The sequence below is a fragment of the Mangrovicoccus sp. HB161399 genome, from assembly GCF_013184745.1.
Lineage (GTDB): Bacteria > Pseudomonadota > Alphaproteobacteria > Rhodobacterales > Rhodobacteraceae > Mangrovicoccus.
Window position 1 is genome coordinate 90,627 of sequence record NZ_JAATVU010000009.1, and the last position, 17,566, is coordinate 108,192.

Below are 17,566 nucleotides of genomic sequence, written 5' to 3' on the forward strand. Positions count from 1 at the left end.
CATGCGCCGCGTCCTGCTTCTGACCGCATTTCTGCTGCCTACGGCGCTGATGGCGCAGGACCGGGCGGCAACGCTGGCGGATATCCGTCTCCAGCTCAGGGCGCTGAACACCGAGATCCAGGGGCTCAAGCGCGAGCTCGAGCCTTCGGGCGCGGCCAACGCCCCGGCCACGGTTTCGGGCGGCGCGCTGGAGCGGCTCGACGGGCTCGAGGCCGAGCTGCGCCAGCTGACCGCGCGCACCGAGGAGCTGGAATACCGCATCGACCGCGTGGTCGATGACGGCACGACCCGGGTCGGCGACCTGAATTTCCGCCTGACCGAGCTGGAAGGCGGCGATCTGGGCCAGATCCAGCCGCCCGCGCCGCTGGGCGGCCAGTCGGGACTTGCCGTGACCGCGCCCCCGGCCTCCGGCCAGGCGGCCGCGAAGCCCGAGCTCGCCACCGGCGAGTCGGCCGATTTCCAGGCGGCGCAGGCCAAGCTGTCCTCCGGCGATGCCGCGGGCGCGCTGGACGGGTTCGACCGCTTCCTGTCCGATTATCCGCGCAGCCCGCTGGCGGCGGCGGCGCAGCTGGCGCGCGGCAAGGCGCTGACCTCGCTCGGCCGCCATGCCGATGCCGGGCGGGCCTATCTGGAGGCCTTCACCCAGACCGAGACCACCGACGAGAGCATCGCCTCCGCCGGGCTGCTCGGCCTCGGGCAGAGCCTTGCGCAGCTCGACCAGACCCGCGAGGCCTGCCTGACGCTCGGCCAGGTCGAGGCGCGCTTCCCGGGCACGCCGGCAGCCGGCGAAGCCCAGACCGCCCTGGCCCGCCAGACCTGCGGGTGACCGATCCGGCGGATGCGGCGTTCCGGCGGCTGCTTGCGGCGGCCGGACCCGGTCCAGCCGGGCTGGCGGTTTCGGGGGGCAGCGACAGCACAGCCCTGATGCATCTTGCCGCCCGGATCGATCCGGCGCGGGACTGGCGCGTGGTCACCGTCGATCACGGGCTGCGCGCGGCCTCCGCCGATGAGGCCCGGGCGGTCGGCCGGGCTGCCGCGGCGCTGGGGCTGCGGCATGACATTCTCGAATGGCGCGGCTGGGACGGTAGCGGAAACCTGCAGGATGCGGCGCGTCGCGCGCGCCAGCAGCTGATCCGCGGCTGGGCGGCGGCGGCGGGCATCGCCACGGTCTGCCTCGGCCATACCCGCGATGACCAGGCCGAGACCGTGCTGATGCGGCTGGCGCGCGGCTCCGGTGTCGATGGGCTGTCCGGCATGGCCGAATCCCGGCGCGACCAAGGACTTGCCTGGCTGCGGCCGCTGCTGGGAGAGAGCCGGGAAACCCTGCGGGACTGGCTGCGCGGGCAGGGCATCGGCTGGACCGACGATCCCTCGAACGAGGACCCGCGCTTCGACCGGGTGCGGGCGCGGCAGCTTCTGGCCGCCTGCGGGGGGCTTGGCATCACTGCCGGGGGGCTGGCCGAAACGGCGGAACGGATGGCCGCGGCGCGGGCCGTGCTGGAACAGGCTGCGGCGGCGCTGGCCGCGGAGATTGCGGATGCGGCAGCCGGGGCGGTGACCCTCGGCTCCGGCCTCTGGCAGGCCCCCGACGAGACCCGCTGGCGGCTGCTCGCGGGCGCGGCCTGCTTCGTGTCGGGCAATCCCTACCGGCCGCGTCTGGCGGCGCTGAAGGCCGCCGAGGCCGCCGCACGGGCGGGGCGCAGGCACACGCTGCATGGCTGCCTGCTGGTCCCCGTCCGCACCGGCCTGTGCATCCAGCCCGAGCCGGAGGCGCTGCGGAGCGCCGTTTCGGGCGCGCCGGGAAGTTGGGCGGGCTGGCGGATCGACGGTCCGGAGCAGCCGGGGCTATCTGTCGCGGTGCTGGGCGAGGCGGGCTTGGCACAGTGCCCCGATTGGCGCGGATCCGGGCTCCCATGGCTGCTGGCACAGGTCACGCCGGGCATTTGGCGCAACGGAAAGCTGGTCGCCGCACCCGCTCTGGAACGCACGGAATGGCAGGCGGTTCCCTGCCGCGACAGGGATGCGTTCATACGTTCGTTCATATCTCATTGAAGATCACGCCCGTATGTCTATCTTAGGGGGGACGTGCCGGCCCCGCCTGCGCCGGCCCATAACTAGGAGAATTGCCTTGGGCAACGCGCGAAACATCGCCTTCTGGGTGGTCCTGTTTCTGCTGATCCTCGCTCTGTTCAATTTGTTCAGCGGCGGTCAGTCGACCATGTCCTCCAGATCCATCAGCTATTCCGAATTCGTGGAGTCCGTGGAAGCCGGCGAAGTCCACAGCGTAACCCTCGACGGCGAAAAGGCCTTGATCCGCGGAAATGACGGCAAGGACTATGTCGCCATCATTCCGCAGGGCACGGACATCACCAGCGAGCTGATCGCCAAGAACGTCGCCGTCACCGCACGGCCGCAGGAACAGTCCGGCTTCACCACGCTGCTCATGACCTTCCTTCCCTTCCTGCTGCTCATCGGCGTCTGGATCTACTTCATGAACCGGATGCAGGGCGGCGGGCGCGGAGGCGCCATGGGATTCGGCAAGAGCCGGGCCAAGCTGCTCACCGAGAAACACGGCCGGGTGACCTTCGACGACGTCGCGGGCATCGACGAGGCCAAGGACGAGCTCGAGGAGATCGTCGAATTCCTGCGCAACCCGCAGAAATTCTCCCGCCTCGGCGGCAAGATCCCGAAAGGTGCGCTGCTCGTCGGCCCGCCCGGGACCGGCAAGACCCTTCTGGCGCGCGCCATCGCAGGCGAGGCGGGCGTGCCCTTCTTCACCATTTCGGGGTCGGACTTCGTCGAGATGTTCGTCGGCGTCGGCGCGAGCCGCGTGCGCGACATGTTCGAGCAGGCCAAGAAGAACGCCCCCTGCATCGTCTTCATCGACGAAATCGACGCTGTGGGCCGGTCCCGCGGCGTCGGCTACGGCGGCGGCAACGACGAGCGCGAGCAGACGCTGAACCAGCTGCTCGTGGAAATGGACGGCTTCGAGGCCAACGAGGGCATCATCATCGTGGCGGCGACCAACCGTCCCGACGTGCTCGACCCGGCGCTGCTGCGTCCCGGCCGCTTCGACCGCCAGGTCCAGGTGCCGAACCCGGACATCAAGGGCCGCGAGAAGATCCTGTCGGTCCATGCCCGCAAGGTGCCGCTCGGTCCCGATGTCGACCTGCGCATCATCGCGCGTGGCACGCCGGGCTTCTCGGGCGCCGATCTGGCGAACCTGGTCAACGAATCCGCCCTGATGGCGGCACGCGTCGGCCGCCGCTTCGTCACGATGGAGGATTTCGAGAACGCCAAGGACAAGGTGATGATGGGCTCCGAGCGGCGCTCCATGGTCATGTCCGAGGAAGAGAAGAAGCTGACCGCCTATCACGAGGCGGGCCATGCCGTGGTCGGCCTGAACGTCCCGCAGCATGATCCGATCCACAAGGCGACGATCATCCCGCGCGGCCGGGCGCTCGGCCTCGTGCTGTCGCTGCCGGAACGCGACCAGCTGTCGGTCACCTACACGAAGTACACCTCCAAGATCGCCATGGCGATGGGCGGCCGCGTGGCCGAGGAGCTGATCTTCGGCAAGGAGAACGTGACGTCGGGCGCGGCGTCGGACATCCAGCAGGTGACCAAGATCGCCCGCGCGATGGTCACCCAGTTCGGCTTTGCCGAAGAGCTGGGCTATGTCGACTACGCCAACGAGCAGCAGAGCTATCTGGGCAATTACGGCGGCGGCAAGGACCATTCCGAGGAGACCCAGAAGCGCATCGACTCCAAGGTGCGCGACTTGGTCGACGAGGGCTACGCCACGGCCAAGCGGATCCTGACCGAGAAGAACGAGGAACTGCACCGCCTGGCGCAGGGCCTGCTGGAATACGAGACGCTGACCGGCTCGGAGATCACCAAGGTGATCAACGGCGAGCCGCTGAACCGCGGCGACGACGACGAGGACAGCACGCCCTCGGGCAATGCCCCGTCGGTGACGGCGATCCCGAAGACCAAGGGCCGCTCGAAGCCGTCGGATTCCGGCATGGAGCCCGAGCCGACGGCCTGATCCGCGGCAAGGCGATGAAATGGCGAGGGCCGGTTCCGAAGGGGACCGGCCTTTTGCATGTCTGCCCCACATGCAGCGCGATTGCGGTCCTCCGGCCGGGCGCCCGCGGATGCCGGCAGGTTCCGTCGCGGCTCCGGCTGCGCTGTCCGGCCTGCTCTCGACGCGCCGCATTGGATGCAGGCGATCGCGGGTCCCGTGAGTGGTACCGAGCTGCACGCAAGTTCGACCAACGGTTCTACCGGACGCGGCGTGTGGACCTGAGGCTCCGTTCGGAGGATGACATCATGCGTGTCGCGTCCCATCCCGCCGGTTCCGTGGAATTTGAGGCAACCTTTCCCGGCGGATGGGATGTTCCGGGGGGTCTGTCGGCGCGGCACGCTCCGTCGGGGGAAGGGCTTGCGGTCGGTCATCCGCAGCAAGGCATGGCCGCGGAGCCGGCGGCCCGACAGTTGCGTCCGGACCGACATTGTTGCAGGACTCAACGTCGGGGGGGGGCGGGGGGTGCCCCTTTCCCAAGCTGAGGTCAGGCCGCGCGTTCAATCTCGGCGGTGCCGAGGGCGCTGAAGCGGTTCATCAGGGCAACTCGGATGTGGATTTCGGCGGTCTGGCGGCCGGGGTCCCTTGAGACAATCCGTTCGCCGGAGGATTTCAGGTTCCTCATCCTCGCCTCGATCCGGCTCCGGACATGATAGCCCGACAATCGTTTCCAGATCGTCCTGCCTAGGCGCCGGGGGAGGCGCTGGATGTCGTTCCGAGCGGACGCAGCAGGACAGCCCTCCTTCCCGAGACGGTCGTTCCTGCGGATCGGGATGACCGCTTTGCCTCCGCGCGCGAGGATTGCCGAGTGGCACCGGCGGGTGCCGAAGGCGTCGCCAGCGGTGCTCGAACAGATGGCGTACCCGCTTGCGACTCGCCGATGAGGGTGCCGATTTGCTCGTCATCGGGGATCTGGTCCGGGAGATCAGGCAGAACCAGGCTGTCGCCCACGCGGCTGGACGTGAATTCCACCGCGCGGATGTCGCCGGCGGCCATGTCCATGGCAGAGGGACCTCGCGGTACTGGCGGCGGCGGTGCGTGCCGAGCTTCCTGGCCAGCCACGCATTCATCGGGCTTTTGCGGCACCACAGGGGCCACGGTCCCGTCTCACTCTGTCGCCGGCTGAGCGTGGAGAAGTCCGGCACCGGCCAGTCCAGACCCGCCGTTTTCAGAATGCCGGACGCCGTGCCTGTTCGCCAGAGGGCTCGAACCAGTGGCGCCGCGCTGGCTCACTCCGCCGGAGTGGCAGGCCGGTGTTTTTCAAGGTTGTTGTCACCGGTGCCTATTTTGAGGCTGCGCACTCTCCCGGCCCGGCCAAGGGGCCGCCGCCGACTGCTTCCCTGGCGAGCGCGCCGGCGGCCCCTTGGCCTCCCGGCATCTCGTCGGGCCGTTCCGGGTTGAGCCAGACCGATCCGATCGGCGTCCAGAGCTGCGTGCTGCCTGACCAGCGCTCTGGCCGCGCCGCCCGGGCCAGCTCGCAGACTTGGCGGCGCTTTTCCAGGAGAGCACGCTCCCCGCCGCGGTGGCGCTGCCCGGGCGTGACGAAGCGGATGGCGCTGTGGCGGTGCTCGCGGTTGTGCCAGGCGACGAAGGCCTGGACCCAATCCCGAGCCGCCCCGATGCCGACGAAGCTGCGCGGAGGCCAGCCCGGACGGCGCTTGCAGGTCCGGAACAGCGCTTCGGAGAAGGCATTTCCATTCGATGCGCGGGACCGGCTGAAGGAGGCCGTGATGGCGAGCCGCTCCATCGTCGCCCTCATGGTCGCGCCTTTCATGCGCTCCCCTGTCGGGCATTGCCCAGCAATGCCCGACAGGGGACTGCCGTTGTCGGAGTGCAATACCAGCGGGCTGGCCACGCATTTCTCCGCCCGGACCGCGCGCTCCAGAAGAGCCGCGGCATTCTCCGGCGTCTCGCGCTCATGGACCTCCCAGCCGGTGATCCTGCGGCACCAGATGTCGGTGATGATGCAAAGGTGGAAAAACCGCCCCGCGACCGGCCCCGGGAGCCGGGTGTTCGGCACTTCAAACCGTCCCCCGGACGGTTTGATCCCGGCATTGCCGGGCCGTGCCTCACTCCCAAGCCCGCACCTGGCAAGGCCCCTTTGGCGTCGAAGCTGGCGGGCGGCCTTCTTTTCGTCGGCGCCCGGGCGCGGCCCCTGCGGTGGTTCTGGCCGTGCTCTCGCAAGACCGCGCAAAAGCTGGATTCCGACGCAATGCAGGTGCCCTCGTCAGCCAGCCTGGGCACGATCTGGCTTGGGCGAGAAGCGTTCAGGCGCAGCCTGATTGGCCCGTCCGGGGGACGGGGCAAAGCGGCGAAGGGCTGGCGAACTCGGGCAGGGCGCAGGTGGCAATGATGCGGGCGCGCTCCTCGCTGCCGAGCTTGTTGGCAGGCACGGGCCGGGGCACCAGGGGACGCTTGTCCTCGCGGATGCCGACCTCCGGGTCGCGCCACCGGGCCAAGGCATGCGGATGCAGGCCGGGCCCGGCACGGGCGGCCGCACGGCGCGCCCCTGCGGCCATCGCCTCGTCGGCGAGCTCCGCGAGCTTCCGGCGATCGGGAGCAGAGGTCATTCGCCCTCGCCGTCCGCCCGTCGGCCCTTCGCACGGCTCCGGGCGTTCCGTGCTTCGGTCCGTCCACAGGACGGCCCGATCCGGCTCGGCCGGACCGCGTGTCCCCCCAGATCGCCGCCGCCCTTTTCTCAGGACCACGAGCGCCGCGGCCTCCGCCAGAGCCTTCTCCTTGCGCCTCAGCTCCCGCTCATTCGGCGGGCGGACAGTCCCCCGGACTGTCCTCCAATCCGCCTCATTGCTGGATCCGCTTCCGGTCGTCCTTGTGCTGCGGGCTTTAGCGGCACCACTGGCGCCACGGTCCCTCCGCACTCCCTGGCGATCCGCGCCGAGGCCGTCCGGTCCCAGCCGTTTGCCTGCTCGCACGCCTCCCGCCAGATGGCGATCTGCTCGGGAAAAATCCCGCGGCGGCGGCAATAGTCGCCCAGCTCGGTCAAGTTCAGCGCGGCCGCTTCTGTCACCGCCGCGGTCGCCTCGTCCCTCGGACCGGTGGCGGTCCCGAGACGTCCAGCCTTCGACATGCGCATCCGCTTCGGGCAGCAGCTTGCCCTTCGCCCGCGCCTCGGCGCGCCGTTTCGCGAGCGTGCCCCGCGAGATCCCTTCCTCAGCCGACAGCCGGTTCAAGGACATTCGCCATGGCCGCTCGGACCAGCGGTGCGGCATGGCCCATTGTTCGGCGGCAGCATCTTCGCGGAAACCGCCGCCTTTCGTTCCGGCGAACAGCCCACTGGCCATCCTGTCCCGCCCGCCTCGACGCAAGGTCTCAGATCGAAGGACGGTGACAACTACCCTGCACGAGGGGGGGAGACGCATGCTGTTAGTCCCGCCGCCAGGAGCTGGGTTTGGACCGAGGCAGCCCATTTTCGCTGGGGCAGATTCCGACCTGAGCGGCTCGGACTGCCGCCGATGTCATCATCGCTTGGTCCGCCGTGGTCGCGGAAAGGCCGGAGGAGGCCATGAGGTCAGGGGGGATCCCTGCCCAGCTACCCGAGCACCGCATCAGGCGCCAGAGTATCCTCGTGGAGTGCAAGCCAGCACGGCGCGATGGTCTGCATTTCCGAGTTCGCCGCCGCGTTCTCGCCCGGTCTCTGGGCGGCAATGCGGCGGACCAGAGCGATCCGTGCAGGACCTGCCTGAAAGCGTCGCGCAAGTCGGCGGGTGGTTTCGGATCGGAGCCTTCAAGGGAACGTGGCCTGCGGCCTGGCCATGACCGCGGTGTCCCGCGCGATCTCGATGTGTCGGATCATTTTTCAGGAGCCTGTCGGTTCGGGATGGACCTGGCTCTGCATCCACGTTGCCAAGCCTGCCGCGACGATGCCGCAGGGGGCGGGCGGGCCGCATGACTGAGCCTCGCCCGCGGGTCCCGGACTGGGAGTTGCTTCGCTCTCAGGGAAAAGGGCTCCCTATGAGCACACAGTGCCGCCGCCACTTCCCGGCGGAGTTCAAGGAACGGCGCCTAGCCCGGCTTTCCGAGCCGGATGCCGCCCGAACCAGCGTCAACCGGGAACTGGGCGCGACGCCGCCGCAGCTGAAGGGCTGGCGGCTCGAACCGACAGCCGCAGGCTCGGCCGAGGCGATCCGCAAGCAGCAGGCCGAGGCTACGGAATTGGCCGAGCTGCGCTTGGAGAACCGGTGCCTCAATGAAGAGGCGGAAGTGATGGGTAAGGCATCGGCCTTTTTCGCGCAGTGGGCGGAGAAGCCGTGAAGGACAAGCTCGCCTTCATCGCTGCCCACGTTGCCGACCGCGCCGTCCGCGCGCGGACGGCGCGGTCGGACGGATAGCGCTCTGGGCCGCGCCCTGCCGGGCTTTTCGGTGAGCAGGAGCTGGCCGCATTCTTGGCGCGCCAGGCTGCGGAGGATGCGCCGTTGCCGCAGATGCGAGCAGTCGTCGAGGCCGGCCACCGGCGGTACGGCGCGCCGCGCTTCCATGCCGAGCCGTGCGACCAGGGCATCCGCAGAGCCAAGAAAGACGGTGGCCAACCTCATGAAAGACATTGGGCTCTTGCCTCGACGCCGGGGGCGCATGCAGCGGACGACCGAAAGCCGACGCAAACCATGGATCGCGCCAAACCTCCCTCAGCGGAATTTCGGCAAGTTGTCCTGGCGCGTGAAGCCCGCGCTGGAATGCCGAGTGTCCTGATTGAGGAGGATAGGACCGCAAGAGCACGCCGACCCTCCCATCAGGTCACTTCCTGCTCGGCTCCGCCGAGATGGCCACCTGGAAAATGCGACAGTGCGATGTCGTAAGATCAAATGAGATATAGGTCAGGCCATCAGGCCGCGGTGGCATGTTCACGGTCTGGCGGATGCCCACTTGCTCCGTGCGGACGGCACATGTGTCCGTACCAAACTGGCGTGGGCCTGTTCCAGCCTGTCATGCCCGATCGGCCGGAAGCCGATCGCGCGGTCTCGGGCCAGGAGGCAGCGGATCGTGCCCCAGTGCCGCCGGTCGGGCCCGTCGAAGGGGAAGGCCCGGGCGGCGCGCGGCTTCGCCGCGATGCAGTCCGTCTGTATCCCTGGGGCGTCCTGCAGGACGACACAGGTGCCGGTGCCGCATGAGCCGGGCCTGGTGGCTCCCTGGGCCGGTTCCGGTCCGGGGAGCGGCGTTGGAGCCTGCAGCATGCAAGAGGGCGCCCCTGAGGGCGCCCTGGAAATGCAATGCTGCCGGGGACCGATCAGTCGACCAGGGTCGCTTCGGTTGCGGCGCGCAGCTCTTCCTCGGAGACGCCGTCGGCCAGCTCGACGATCTTCAGGCCGCCCTCGACCACGTCGAGCACGCCCAGGTTGGTGATGATCCGGTCGACCACGCCCTTGCCTGTCAGCGGCAGGGTGCATTCCTTAAGGACCTTCGATTCGCCGTGCTTGTTGGCGTGGTCCATGACGACGACCACGCGGCCGACGCCGGCCACCAGGTCCATCGCGCCGCCCATGCCCTTGACCAGCTTGCCCGGAATCATCCAGTTAGCCAGGTCGCCGTTCTCGGCCACTTCCATCGCGCCCAGGATCGCCGCCGCGATCTTGCCGCCGCGGATCATGCCGAAGCTGGTCGCGCTGTCGAAATACGCGGTGTTCGGCACCTCGGTGATGGTCTGCTTGCCGGCGTTGATCAGGTCAGGATCCTCTTCGCCCTCGTAGGGGAAGGGGCCCATGCCGAGCATGCCGTTCTCGGATTGCAGCGTCACCGTCACCCCCTCGGGGATGAAGTTCGGAACCAGGGTCGGGATGCCGATCCCCAGGTTCACATAGGTGCCGTCTTCGAGTTCCTTCGCGGCGCGTGCCGCCATCTGGTTGCGGTCCCAAGGCATGTCGGTGCCTCCCTCATCTGTTAACCTGTCTGGAATGCCGCGGAGATCAGCTCGATCATGCCGAACCCCGCGGTTTGGAAACTCAGGGCCATGGACACTGGCCTGGCCCTCAGAGATGCGTCCCACCAGCCGGTGCCGCCGGATCCCGCCGCGGCAGGGCCTTCCTCCACCTCGAGCCGTCCCGCCCCGAAGCGTGCCCGGATCTCCGCCCGCGATGCCAGGGCAATCCGCGAGGGCGCGCCGGTGACAAGGAAGGCGAAATACTGCGCCGGCGCGATCACCATCAGCCAGCCCAGCACGGCCGCCGCGAAAAGCAGCGCCCAGGGGATCATCAGGAGCCTGTCGAGCGGTCCCACCGGCCCGCCGCGGTTTCGGCTGCGCAGATGGGTGCCCATCACCCGGAGCGGGAGCCCCGCCACCTGCAAAGCCGCGCCGCAGAATTCCCGCGGATTGGCCGAGATCAGCCCGGCATTCGCCTCCCAGCCGGGCCAGGCCCAGCCGATGGCGGCAAGTCCGAGGCTGATCAGCGCGCCGGAGGCGAGATACCACTGCGCATAGCTCTGGCCGAAGGCGGCGAAGACGGCCGAAGCGGCGACGACCAGTCCGGCCGGCAGGGCCAGCCAGGCAAGATCCCGCATCGGCGCCTCCGGCCGCATCCTGCGTCAGGCCTCGGCGCGGGCGCGGGTGGTGACCTTCTCGATCCGCTTCTCGTGCTCGCCCTGGATCAGGCGGTGGACATAGATGCCCGGCATGTGGATCTGGTCGGGATCGAGCGTGCCCACCGGCACGATTTCCTCGACCTCCATCACGCAGACCTTGCCGCACATCGCGGCCGGCGGATTGAAGTTGCGGGCGGTCTTGCGGAAGATGCAGTTGCCGCTCTCGTCGGCTTTCCAGGCCTTCACGATGGAGAGGTCGGCGAAGATGCCCTTCTCCATGATGTAGGTCTCGCCGTCGAAATCCTTGTGTTCCTTGCCCTCGGCGATCTGGGTGCCGACGCCGGTCTTGGTGTAGAATCCGGGGATGCCGCAGCCGCCGGCGCGCATGCGCTCCGCCAGGGTGCCCTGCGGGTTGAACTCCAGCTCCAGCTCGCCGGAGAGGTACTGGCGCATGAATTCGGCGTTCTCGCCCACATAGGACGACATCATCTTCTTGACCTGCTTGGTCTGCAGCAGGATCCCCAGGCCGAAATCATCGACGCCGGCGTTGTTCGAGGCGACGGTGAGGTCCTTGGTGCCGGCTTCCTTGATCGCCTGGATCAGGAGCTCCGGAATGCCGCACAGGCCGAAACCGCCTGCCGCGATCAGCATCCCGTCGAACAGAAGGCCGTCGAGCGCCTCGGCGGCCGATCCGTAAACTTTCTTCATTGGGTATCCCCTTTGCCTCCACTCCCGAGCGTTTTGACGCGCCGCAGCGAAGGTGTCAACGGAATGGCTGCATACCAAATCGGGTATCGTTCGGGCAGCTTCGCGGCGGATGCATTGCTGTGCGGTTCAGAGCCGGTGGACCAATCGCGTGGCGCGGCGGAAGCCCAGCACCGGCGCCAGCGGACCGGCGCGGACGGCCTCCTGGGCCCGGTAGCCGCGCCGCTCGTAGAGCGCGCGGGCGCGCGGATTGCGGTCATCGACCTCCAGCCGGATCGCGCCCAGGCCGCGGCGGCGCGCCTCGGTCTCGATCCCGTCGATCAGCCGCGAGCCGATTCCGAGGCCGCGCAGGTCGGACCGGACGCAGAGCGCTTCGAGCATCAGCTCGCCGTCCCGGGCCTCCCGGCCGAAACGCTCGAGCAGCCAGCTGCGCCAGAGCGTGCCGAAGCGGCCGTAGACCGGGCGCAGCTGTTCGGGCCCCAGCTCGACCAGTCCGGCTCCGCAGGGCAGGCGGAAGCCCGCCACACCGAGGATGGCGCCGCCGGGCGAGGCGGCGGCAAGGGCGCAGTCGGGGCGGATGGCCTGCGCCAGCACCGCCAGCGCCTTGGGCTCCGGGAAGAGAGCCGTGCCGAGCTTGCGCGAGAAGGCCTGCCAGACCAGCGCCGCGGCCGCGCCGCGTTCGGTCCCGGAGAGCATCCGGACGTGGCAGGCAGGGGACACCGCGCTATTCCAGGACGTCCGGGCCTTCGCCGTCCTTCTTCGCCGCCTTCTTGGCAGCGGGCTTTTTCGCTGCGGTCTTCTTGGCGGCCGGTTTCTTGGCCGCAGCCTTCTTCGCCGTGCCCTTCTTGGCGCCGGACTTGGTCGCGCGGGCATTGACCAGCTCGACCGCCAGATCCAGCGTCACGTCCTCGGGCTCCACCGTTTCCGGCAGCGTCGCGTTGACCTTGCCCCATTTGACATAGGGCCCGTAGCGGCCCTTCATCACCGACAGCTCGCCGCCTTCGGGATGCTCGCCGAGTTCCTTCAGCGGCTTGGTCGCGGCCGGCTTCCCGCGCTTGGGCTTGGCGGCCAGCACCTCCACCGCGCGGTTCATGCCGATGGTGAAGACCTCTTCGACATCATCGAGGTTGGCGTTCGTGCCGCCCTTGTTGGAAATCGAGTCGGCGTGCTTCAGATAGGGCCCGTAGCGGCCGAGATTGGCCCAGATCATCACCCCGTCCTCGGGGTGGGGGCCGATCTCGCGCGGCAGGGACAGCAGCTTCACGGCCTGTTCCAGCGTGACATCCTCGGGCGGCCAGGCTTTCGGCACGGACTGGCGCGGCGGCTTCGGATTCTCGTCGGTCGCCGGGCCGCGCTGGACATAAGGGCCGAACCGGCCCTTGAAGACGCGGATTTCCTCGCCAGCATCCTCGCCCAGCAGCTTGCCTTCGGGCGGGATCGCGCGGGCGGCCTCGTCGCCTTCGAGCGGCGGGCCGAAGGGGCGGGTGAAGCGGCATTCGGGATAGTTCGAGCAGCCGATGAAGGCGCCGCCGGAGCGCGCCGTGCGCATCGACAGCCGTCCGGTGCCGCAATTCGGGCAGATCCGCGGGTCGGTGCCGTCTTCCTTGGGCGGGTAGAGATGCGGCGCCAGCGCCTCGTCGATCTGGTCGAGCACTTCGGAGATGCGCAGGTCGGCGGTTTCCTCGATCGCCGCCGAGAAATCGCGCCAGAACTGCCGCAGCACCTCCTTGTAGTCGCGGCTGCCCGCCGAAACGTCGTCGAGCTCGTTTTCCAGCCCGGCGGTGAAGTCGTACTCGACGTAGCGCCGGAAATACTTGGTGAGGAAAATCGTCACCAGCCGCCCCTTGTCCTCGGGGATCAGCCGGTTCTGTTCCTTGGTGACGTAGCCGCGGTCCTGGATCGTGGTGACGATCGAGGCATAGGTGGAGGGCCGCCCGATGCCGAGCTCCTCCATCTTCTTCACCAGCGTTGCCTCGGTATAGCGCGGCGGCGGCTGGGTGAAATGCTGCTCGGGCGTGACCCCGTCCTTCTTCATCGGCTCGCCTTCGGCGACCTGCGGCAGGCGGCGGTCGTCGTCATCCTCGGGCTCGTCGCGGCCTTCCTCGTAGACCTTTAGGAAGCCGTCGAACAGGATCACCTGTCCGGTGGCGCGCAGCCCGACCTGGCCGTCGGCGGAAAAGACCTCCATCGTGGTGCGTTCCAGCCGCGCGGCCTCCATCTGGCTGGCCAGCGTGCGCTTCCAGATCAGGTCGTAGAGCTTGCGCTGGTCGGCATCGGAAATCTTCAGCTCGTCCGGCGCGGTCGACATCTCGGTCGGCCGGATGCATTCGTGGGCTTCCTGCGCGTTCTTGGCCTTGTTCTTGTAGGTCCGCGGCTTTTCCGGCAGGTATTCGGCGCCGTAGCGCGCCTTGATCGCGTCGCGCGCGGAGGTCACCGCCTCGGGCGCCATGTCGATGCCGTCGGTCCGCATGTAGGTGATGTGGCCCGCCTCGTAGAGCCGCTGTGCCGCCGACATGGTCTGGCGCGCGCCCATGCCGAATTTCCGGCTGGCTTCCTGCTGCAGCGTCGAGGTCATGAACGGCGGCGACGGATTGCGGCTGCCGGGGCGCGCTTCGACCGACTTGACCGAAAGGTCGCGTGAGCGGATCGCCTGCACCGCTAGGTCCGCAGCTTCGCTGGTGGGAATGTCGAACTTGTCGAGCTTCTTGCCGCCCAGAACGGTCAGGCGGGCCTCCAGCGTCTGGTTGCGCGGCGTCTTCAGCAGCGCCTTGACGGTCCAGTATTCCTGGGCGCGGAAGGCCTCGATCTCCATTTCGCGCTCGACGATCAGGCGGAGGCAGACGGATTGCACGCGGCCGGCGGACTTGGCGCCGGGCAGCTTTCGCCAGAGCACCGGCGACAGGTTGAAGCCGACGAGATAGTCGAGGGCACGGCGGGCCAGGTAGGCCTCCACCAGTTCCATGTCGACATCGCGGGGCGATTTCATCGCGGTGGTGACGGCCGACTTGGTGATCGCGTTGAAGACCACGCGCTTGACGTCGGTGGTCTTCTTGATCGCCTTGCGCTTGGTCAGCGCCTCCTGGAGGTGCCAGGAAATCGCCTCTCCCTCGCGGTCGGGGTCGGTCGCGAGGATCAGCGCGTCGTCATTGGCCAGCGCGTCGGCGATCGCCTTGACGTGCTTCCTGCTGTCGGAGGCGATCTCCCACAGCATCTCGAAATCCTTGTCGGGATCGACGGAGCCGTTCTTGGGCGGCAGGTCGCGGACATGGCCGTAGGAGGCCAGGACCGTATAGTCGGATCCCAGATACTTGTTGATAGTCTTGGCTTTGGCCGGGGATTCGACGACGACGACGGGCATTCACGCTCTTCTCGGACTGACAGTCTTGAAACTGCCGGGTAGATGTGGCCGTTGCATCCTGAATGTCAATCCATGCAGGCTAGACCCGGTCAGTCGGCCAGGCTGACGAGTCCGCCGCTCTGGCGGGCGATGCGGCCCTCCAGCTCCAGCGCCAGAAGCACCGGCGACAGCTCGCTGGCGGGCAGGCCGAGATCGCGGATCAGCTGGTCCTCTGCGATGGGCGAAGGACCGATGCGGGAGAGGATTTGCTGATGCAGGGGCACGACCTGGGCCGCCGGGCGCGGGTCGGCGGGGGCGGGCGGATGGCCGCCATTCGCGGCGCGTCCGCTGCCGCGCCGCAGCGGCGCCCGGGCAGGGTCGGGACGGGAGATCGCGGCCTGGTGCTGCAGCGCCTGATCGCGCCAGTTTGACGCAACCCGCTTCTCCGGCAGGGCGAGCGGCCCCAGCGCCTCTACGATGTCGTCGATTCCGCGCACAAGGCGGGCGCCGTCGCGGATCAGCATGTTGCAGCCCGAAGCGCGGGCGTCGAAGGGATGGCCCGGCACCGCCATGACCTCGCGCCCCTGGTCGAGCGCGGCACGCGCGGTGATCAGGCTGCCGGAGCGCGCCGCTGCCTCGACCACGACGACGCCATGCGCCAGCCCCGAGATGATGCGGTTGCGGGGCGGGAAGTGCCGCGACTGCGGCTGCAGCCCGATCGCCTGTTCCGACAGGCGCAGGCCATCGCGGCCGATTTCGCGGAAAAGCACTGCGTTTTCCTGCGGGTAGACGGCATCGACGCCGCCTGCGAGCACGGCGACGGTGCCGGTGCGGAGGGAGGCGCCATGGGCGGCCGCGTCGATGCCGCGCGCCAGTCCGGAGACCACGGCGAAGCCTGCCTCGCCGAGCGCGCCGGCGAGCAAACGCGCCATGCGCTCGCCCAGAGACGACGCATTGCGGGCGCCCACAAGGGCGATCATCGGGGCGTGGAGAAGCTCGGTCCGCCCGGCTGCCCAGAGCAGCGGCGGCGCGTCGGCGGTTTCGGCGAGTAGCGCCGGATAGTCGGGATCGCCAAGGCAGACGAGGCGCGCGCCGCATTTGCGGGCCGCCTTCATTTCCGCCCGCGCGGCCTCGACGGAGCAGGGCGCGTAATCCGCGACTCCGGCTGCGCGCGCCACCTCGGGCAGGGCCTCGAGCGCCGCTGCCGCGGTGCCGTGTTCGTCGATCAATCTGTGGAAAGTTGCCACCCCGACCCGGCGGGATCGAAATAGGCGGAGCCACGATAACCTGTCTTCTTCCAACTTGGGTGGGGTGAGGGGTGTGGGGATGGAAGAATACAGTGTCTTGGTCATCGCAGCTCCGCCCGAGGGGTGAAGCCAACATGGCGTTCTTAAGGTTAACGCTGGGTGAACGGATGCAGGGCCAGTCGAGAAAAAATGGAATATCTCGCTTTTTTCACGATCCCGCGCCACCGACCGTCAGGCCGCCCATGAGAAGCGTCGGCTGGCCCACGCCGACCGGCACCCATTGCCCGGATTTTCCGCAATTGCCGATTCCCGGGTCGAGCGCCATGTCGTTTGCGATCGCACGGATTCGCTTCATTGCCGCCGGTCCGTCGCCGATCAGGGTTGCGCCGCGCACCGGCGCGCCCACCTTGCCGTCCTTGACGCGGTAGGCCTCGGTGCAGTTGAAGACGAACTTGCCGTTGGTGATGTCGACCTGGCCGCCGCCGAAGCCGACGGCATAGATCCCGTCCTTCAGTTCCGACAGGACGTCATCCGGCGTGGCGTCGCCGCCCAGCATGTAGGTGTTGGTCATGCGCGGCATCGGGATATGGGCATGGCTCTGGCGGCGGCCGTTGCCGGTGGGCTTCACGCCCATCAGCCGCGCGTTCTGGCGGTCCTGCATGTAGCCGACCAGCACGCCGTCCTCGATCAGCACGGTGCGCTCCGAGGGCGTGCCCTCGTCATCGACGGTGATCGAGCCGCGCCGGTCGGGGATCGTGCCGTCGTCCAGAACCGTCACGCCCTTGGCCGCGACCTGCTGGCCCATCAGCCCGGCAAAGGCGGAGCTGCCCTTGCGGTTGAAATCGCCTTCCAGCCCGTGGCCCACCGCCTCGTGCAGCATGACGCCCGGCCATCCGCAGCCCAGCACGACGTCCATCTGGCCCGCGGGGGCGGGGACGGCCTCAAGGTTCACCAGTGCGATGCGCAGCGCCTCCTTCACCGATGATTGCCACAGCTCCGGCTCCAGCAGCCCGGTCAGCGCGGTGCGGCCGCCGCCGCCGGCATTGCCGCTTTCGCGGCGGCCGTTCTGCTCGACGATGACGGAGACGGACAGCCGGGTCATCGGGCGGGTGTCCTCGACCATGTGGCCGTCGGCCCGCAGGATCACCACCTGCTGCAGGGAGGCCGCAATGGTCGCCGAAACCTGCACCACGCGCTTGTCGAGGTCGCGGGCGAAGGAGTCGATCTCGCGCAGGGTCTCCACCTTCACCGGGAAGGCGGCGTCCTCGATCGGGTCGAAGGCCCTGTAGAGATGCCGGTTGGTGCCCTGCGGCGCGTCGGCCATCACGCCGCCGCCCTCGCCAACGGCCAGCCGCGCCGTCGCCACGGCGCGGCGCAAAGCCTGCTCGGAGATTTCCGTCGAATGCGCATAGCCCGCGGTCTCGCCCTTCACCGCGCGCAGGCCGAATCCCTCGGAGGCATCGAAACTTGCCGTCCGGAGCCGCCCGTCGTCGAAGGCCAGGACCTCCGAGCGGCGGCGCTCCAGGAACAGCTCGCCGTCATCGGCGCCGCGGGTTGCCTCGGCGACAAGCCCCTGCGCGGTGTCGCGGTCAAGGCCCGTCTCGAACGGGGCGAAGGGCTGGAGTGCCATCTCGTTTCCTTTGTTTTCTGATCGAGATCAAA

The 17,566-nt window shown here is 68.6% G+C and carries 13 protein-coding genes and 1 pseudogene; 4 read left to right on the forward strand and 10 right to left on the reverse strand.

What is annotated here, in order from left to right; all coding sequences use genetic code 11:
* Position 1: 1 nt before the first annotated feature.
* The 3 genes from HCC78_RS07185 to ftsH all read left to right on the forward strand — a co-directional run bounded on the left by HCC78_RS07185 (position 2) and on the right by ftsH (position 4,048).
* Positions 2-826 carry a tetratricopeptide repeat protein gene (locus tag HCC78_RS07185; RefSeq protein WP_172328070.1) on the forward strand — a complete coding sequence of 275 codons (825 nt, stop codon included), beginning with the start codon at positions 2-4 and terminating at the stop codon, positions 824-826.
* Complete coding sequence (gene tilS, locus HCC78_RS07190; protein ID WP_371743788.1) at positions 823-2,052, forward strand: tRNA lysidine(34) synthetase TilS; 1,230 nt, start codon at positions 823-825, stop codon at positions 2,050-2,052. The genes HCC78_RS07185 and tilS overlap by 4 nt, the downstream gene beginning before the upstream one ends.
* A 76-nt stretch (positions 2,053-2,128) precedes the next feature.
* The gene (gene ftsH / locus HCC78_RS07195; protein WP_172328072.1) at positions 2,129-4,048 is read left to right on the forward strand and encodes an ATP-dependent zinc metalloprotease FtsH; all 1,920 of its coding nucleotides are present in this window, start codon (positions 2,129-2,131) and stop codon (positions 4,046-4,048) included.
* 523 nt (positions 4,049-4,571) lie between these two features.
* Here the strand turns inward: ftsH and HCC78_RS07200 are convergent.
* From HCC78_RS07200 to HCC78_RS07210, 3 genes and pseudogenes are all read right to left on the reverse strand, one after another.
* A pseudogene (locus HCC78_RS07200) lies at positions 4,572-5,277 on the reverse strand (transposase); the annotation flags it as partial.
* A gap of 89 nt (positions 5,278-5,366) precedes the next feature.
* Positions 5,367-5,939 (reverse strand): integrase core domain-containing protein, encoded by a 573-nt coding sequence (locus HCC78_RS33610; RefSeq protein WP_253949084.1) that lies wholly within the window; start codon positions 5,937-5,939, stop codon positions 5,367-5,369.
* Positions 5,940-6,351: 412 nt separating this feature from the next.
* Entirely contained in the window at positions 6,352-6,654 is a 303-nt protein-coding gene (locus tag HCC78_RS07210; RefSeq protein ID WP_172328074.1) for a hypothetical protein, read from the reverse strand.
* A 1,402-nt stretch (positions 6,655-8,056) separates the two neighbouring features.
* Between HCC78_RS07210 and HCC78_RS07215 the strand changes: the two genes are divergently transcribed.
* Positions 8,057-8,356 carry a transposase gene (locus HCC78_RS07215; protein WP_172328075.1) on the forward strand — a complete coding sequence of 100 codons (300 nt, stop codon included), beginning with the start codon at positions 8,057-8,059 and terminating at the stop codon, positions 8,354-8,356.
* Between the two features lie 970 nt (positions 8,357-9,326).
* On the opposite strand, the gene HCC78_RS07220 is transcribed toward HCC78_RS07215, so the two are convergent.
* From HCC78_RS07220 to tldD, 7 genes are all read right to left on the reverse strand, one after another.
* Positions 9,327-9,956 carry a CoA transferase subunit B gene (locus HCC78_RS07220; RefSeq protein ID WP_172328076.1) on the reverse strand — a complete coding sequence of 210 codons (630 nt, stop codon included), beginning with the start codon at positions 9,954-9,956 and terminating at the stop codon, positions 9,327-9,329.
* Positions 9,957-9,976: 20 nt separating this feature from the next.
* Positions 9,977-10,594, reverse strand: coding sequence for a hypothetical protein (locus HCC78_RS07225; protein WP_172328077.1), 618 nt, complete (start codon positions 10,592-10,594; stop codon positions 9,977-9,979).
* A 24-nt stretch (positions 10,595-10,618) separates the two neighbouring features.
* A complete protein-coding gene (locus HCC78_RS07230) occupies positions 10,619-11,323 on the reverse strand; it encodes a CoA transferase subunit A (RefSeq protein ID WP_172328078.1) in 705 nt (234 codons plus the stop codon).
* Between the two features lie 126 nt (positions 11,324-11,449).
* A complete protein-coding gene (locus tag HCC78_RS07235; protein ID WP_172328079.1) occupies positions 11,450-12,040 on the reverse strand; it encodes a GNAT family N-acetyltransferase in 591 nt (196 codons plus the stop codon).
* 4 nt (positions 12,041-12,044) lie between these two features.
* Positions 12,045-14,678: a type I DNA topoisomerase gene (gene topA, locus HCC78_RS07240; RefSeq protein ID WP_172328080.1), complete on the reverse strand. Its 2,634-nt coding sequence runs from the start codon at positions 14,676-14,678 to the stop codon at positions 12,045-12,047.
* A gap of 89 nt (positions 14,679-14,767) precedes the next feature.
* Positions 14,768-16,009, reverse strand: coding sequence for a DNA-processing protein DprA (gene dprA, locus HCC78_RS07245; protein ID WP_172328081.1), 1,242 nt, complete (start codon positions 16,007-16,009; stop codon positions 14,768-14,770).
* 103 nt (positions 16,010-16,112) lie between these two features.
* A complete protein-coding gene (gene tldD / locus HCC78_RS07250) occupies positions 16,113-17,534 on the reverse strand; it encodes a metalloprotease TldD (protein WP_172328082.1) in 1,422 nt (473 codons plus the stop codon).
* Positions 17,535-17,566: the final 32 nt, after the last annotated feature.

Bases quoted from the DNA above. Each gene is read 5' to 3' on its own strand.
- topA (WP_172328080.1), bottom strand. From the start codon at position 14,678: ATGCCCGTCGTCGTCGTCGAATCCCCGGCCAAAGCCAAGACTATCAAC.
- HCC78_RS07220 (WP_172328076.1), bottom strand. From the start codon at position 9,956: ATGCCTTGGGACCGCAACCAGATGGCGGCACGCGCCGCGAAGGAACTC.
- HCC78_RS07225 (WP_172328077.1), bottom strand. From the start codon at position 10,594: ATGCGGGATCTTGCCTGGCTGGCCCTGCCGGCCGGACTGGTCGTCGCC.
- tldD (WP_172328082.1), bottom strand. From the start codon at position 17,534: ATGGCACTCCAGCCCTTCGCCCCGTTCGAGACGGGCCTTGACCGCGAC.
- HCC78_RS07185 (WP_172328070.1), top strand. From the start codon at position 2: ATGCGCCGCGTCCTGCTTCTGACCGCATTTCTGCTGCCTACGGCGCTG.
- dprA (WP_172328081.1), bottom strand. From the start codon at position 16,009: ATGACCAAGACACTGTATTCTTCCATCCCCACACCCCTCACCCCACCC.
- HCC78_RS07230 (WP_172328078.1), bottom strand. From the start codon at position 11,323: ATGAAGAAAGTTTACGGATCGGCCGCCGAGGCGCTCGACGGCCTTCTG.
- HCC78_RS07215 (WP_172328075.1), top strand. From the start codon at position 8,057: ATGAGCACACAGTGCCGCCGCCACTTCCCGGCGGAGTTCAAGGAACGG.
- HCC78_RS07210 (WP_172328074.1), bottom strand. From the start codon at position 6,654: ATGACCTCTGCTCCCGATCGCCGGAAGCTCGCGGAGCTCGCCGACGAG.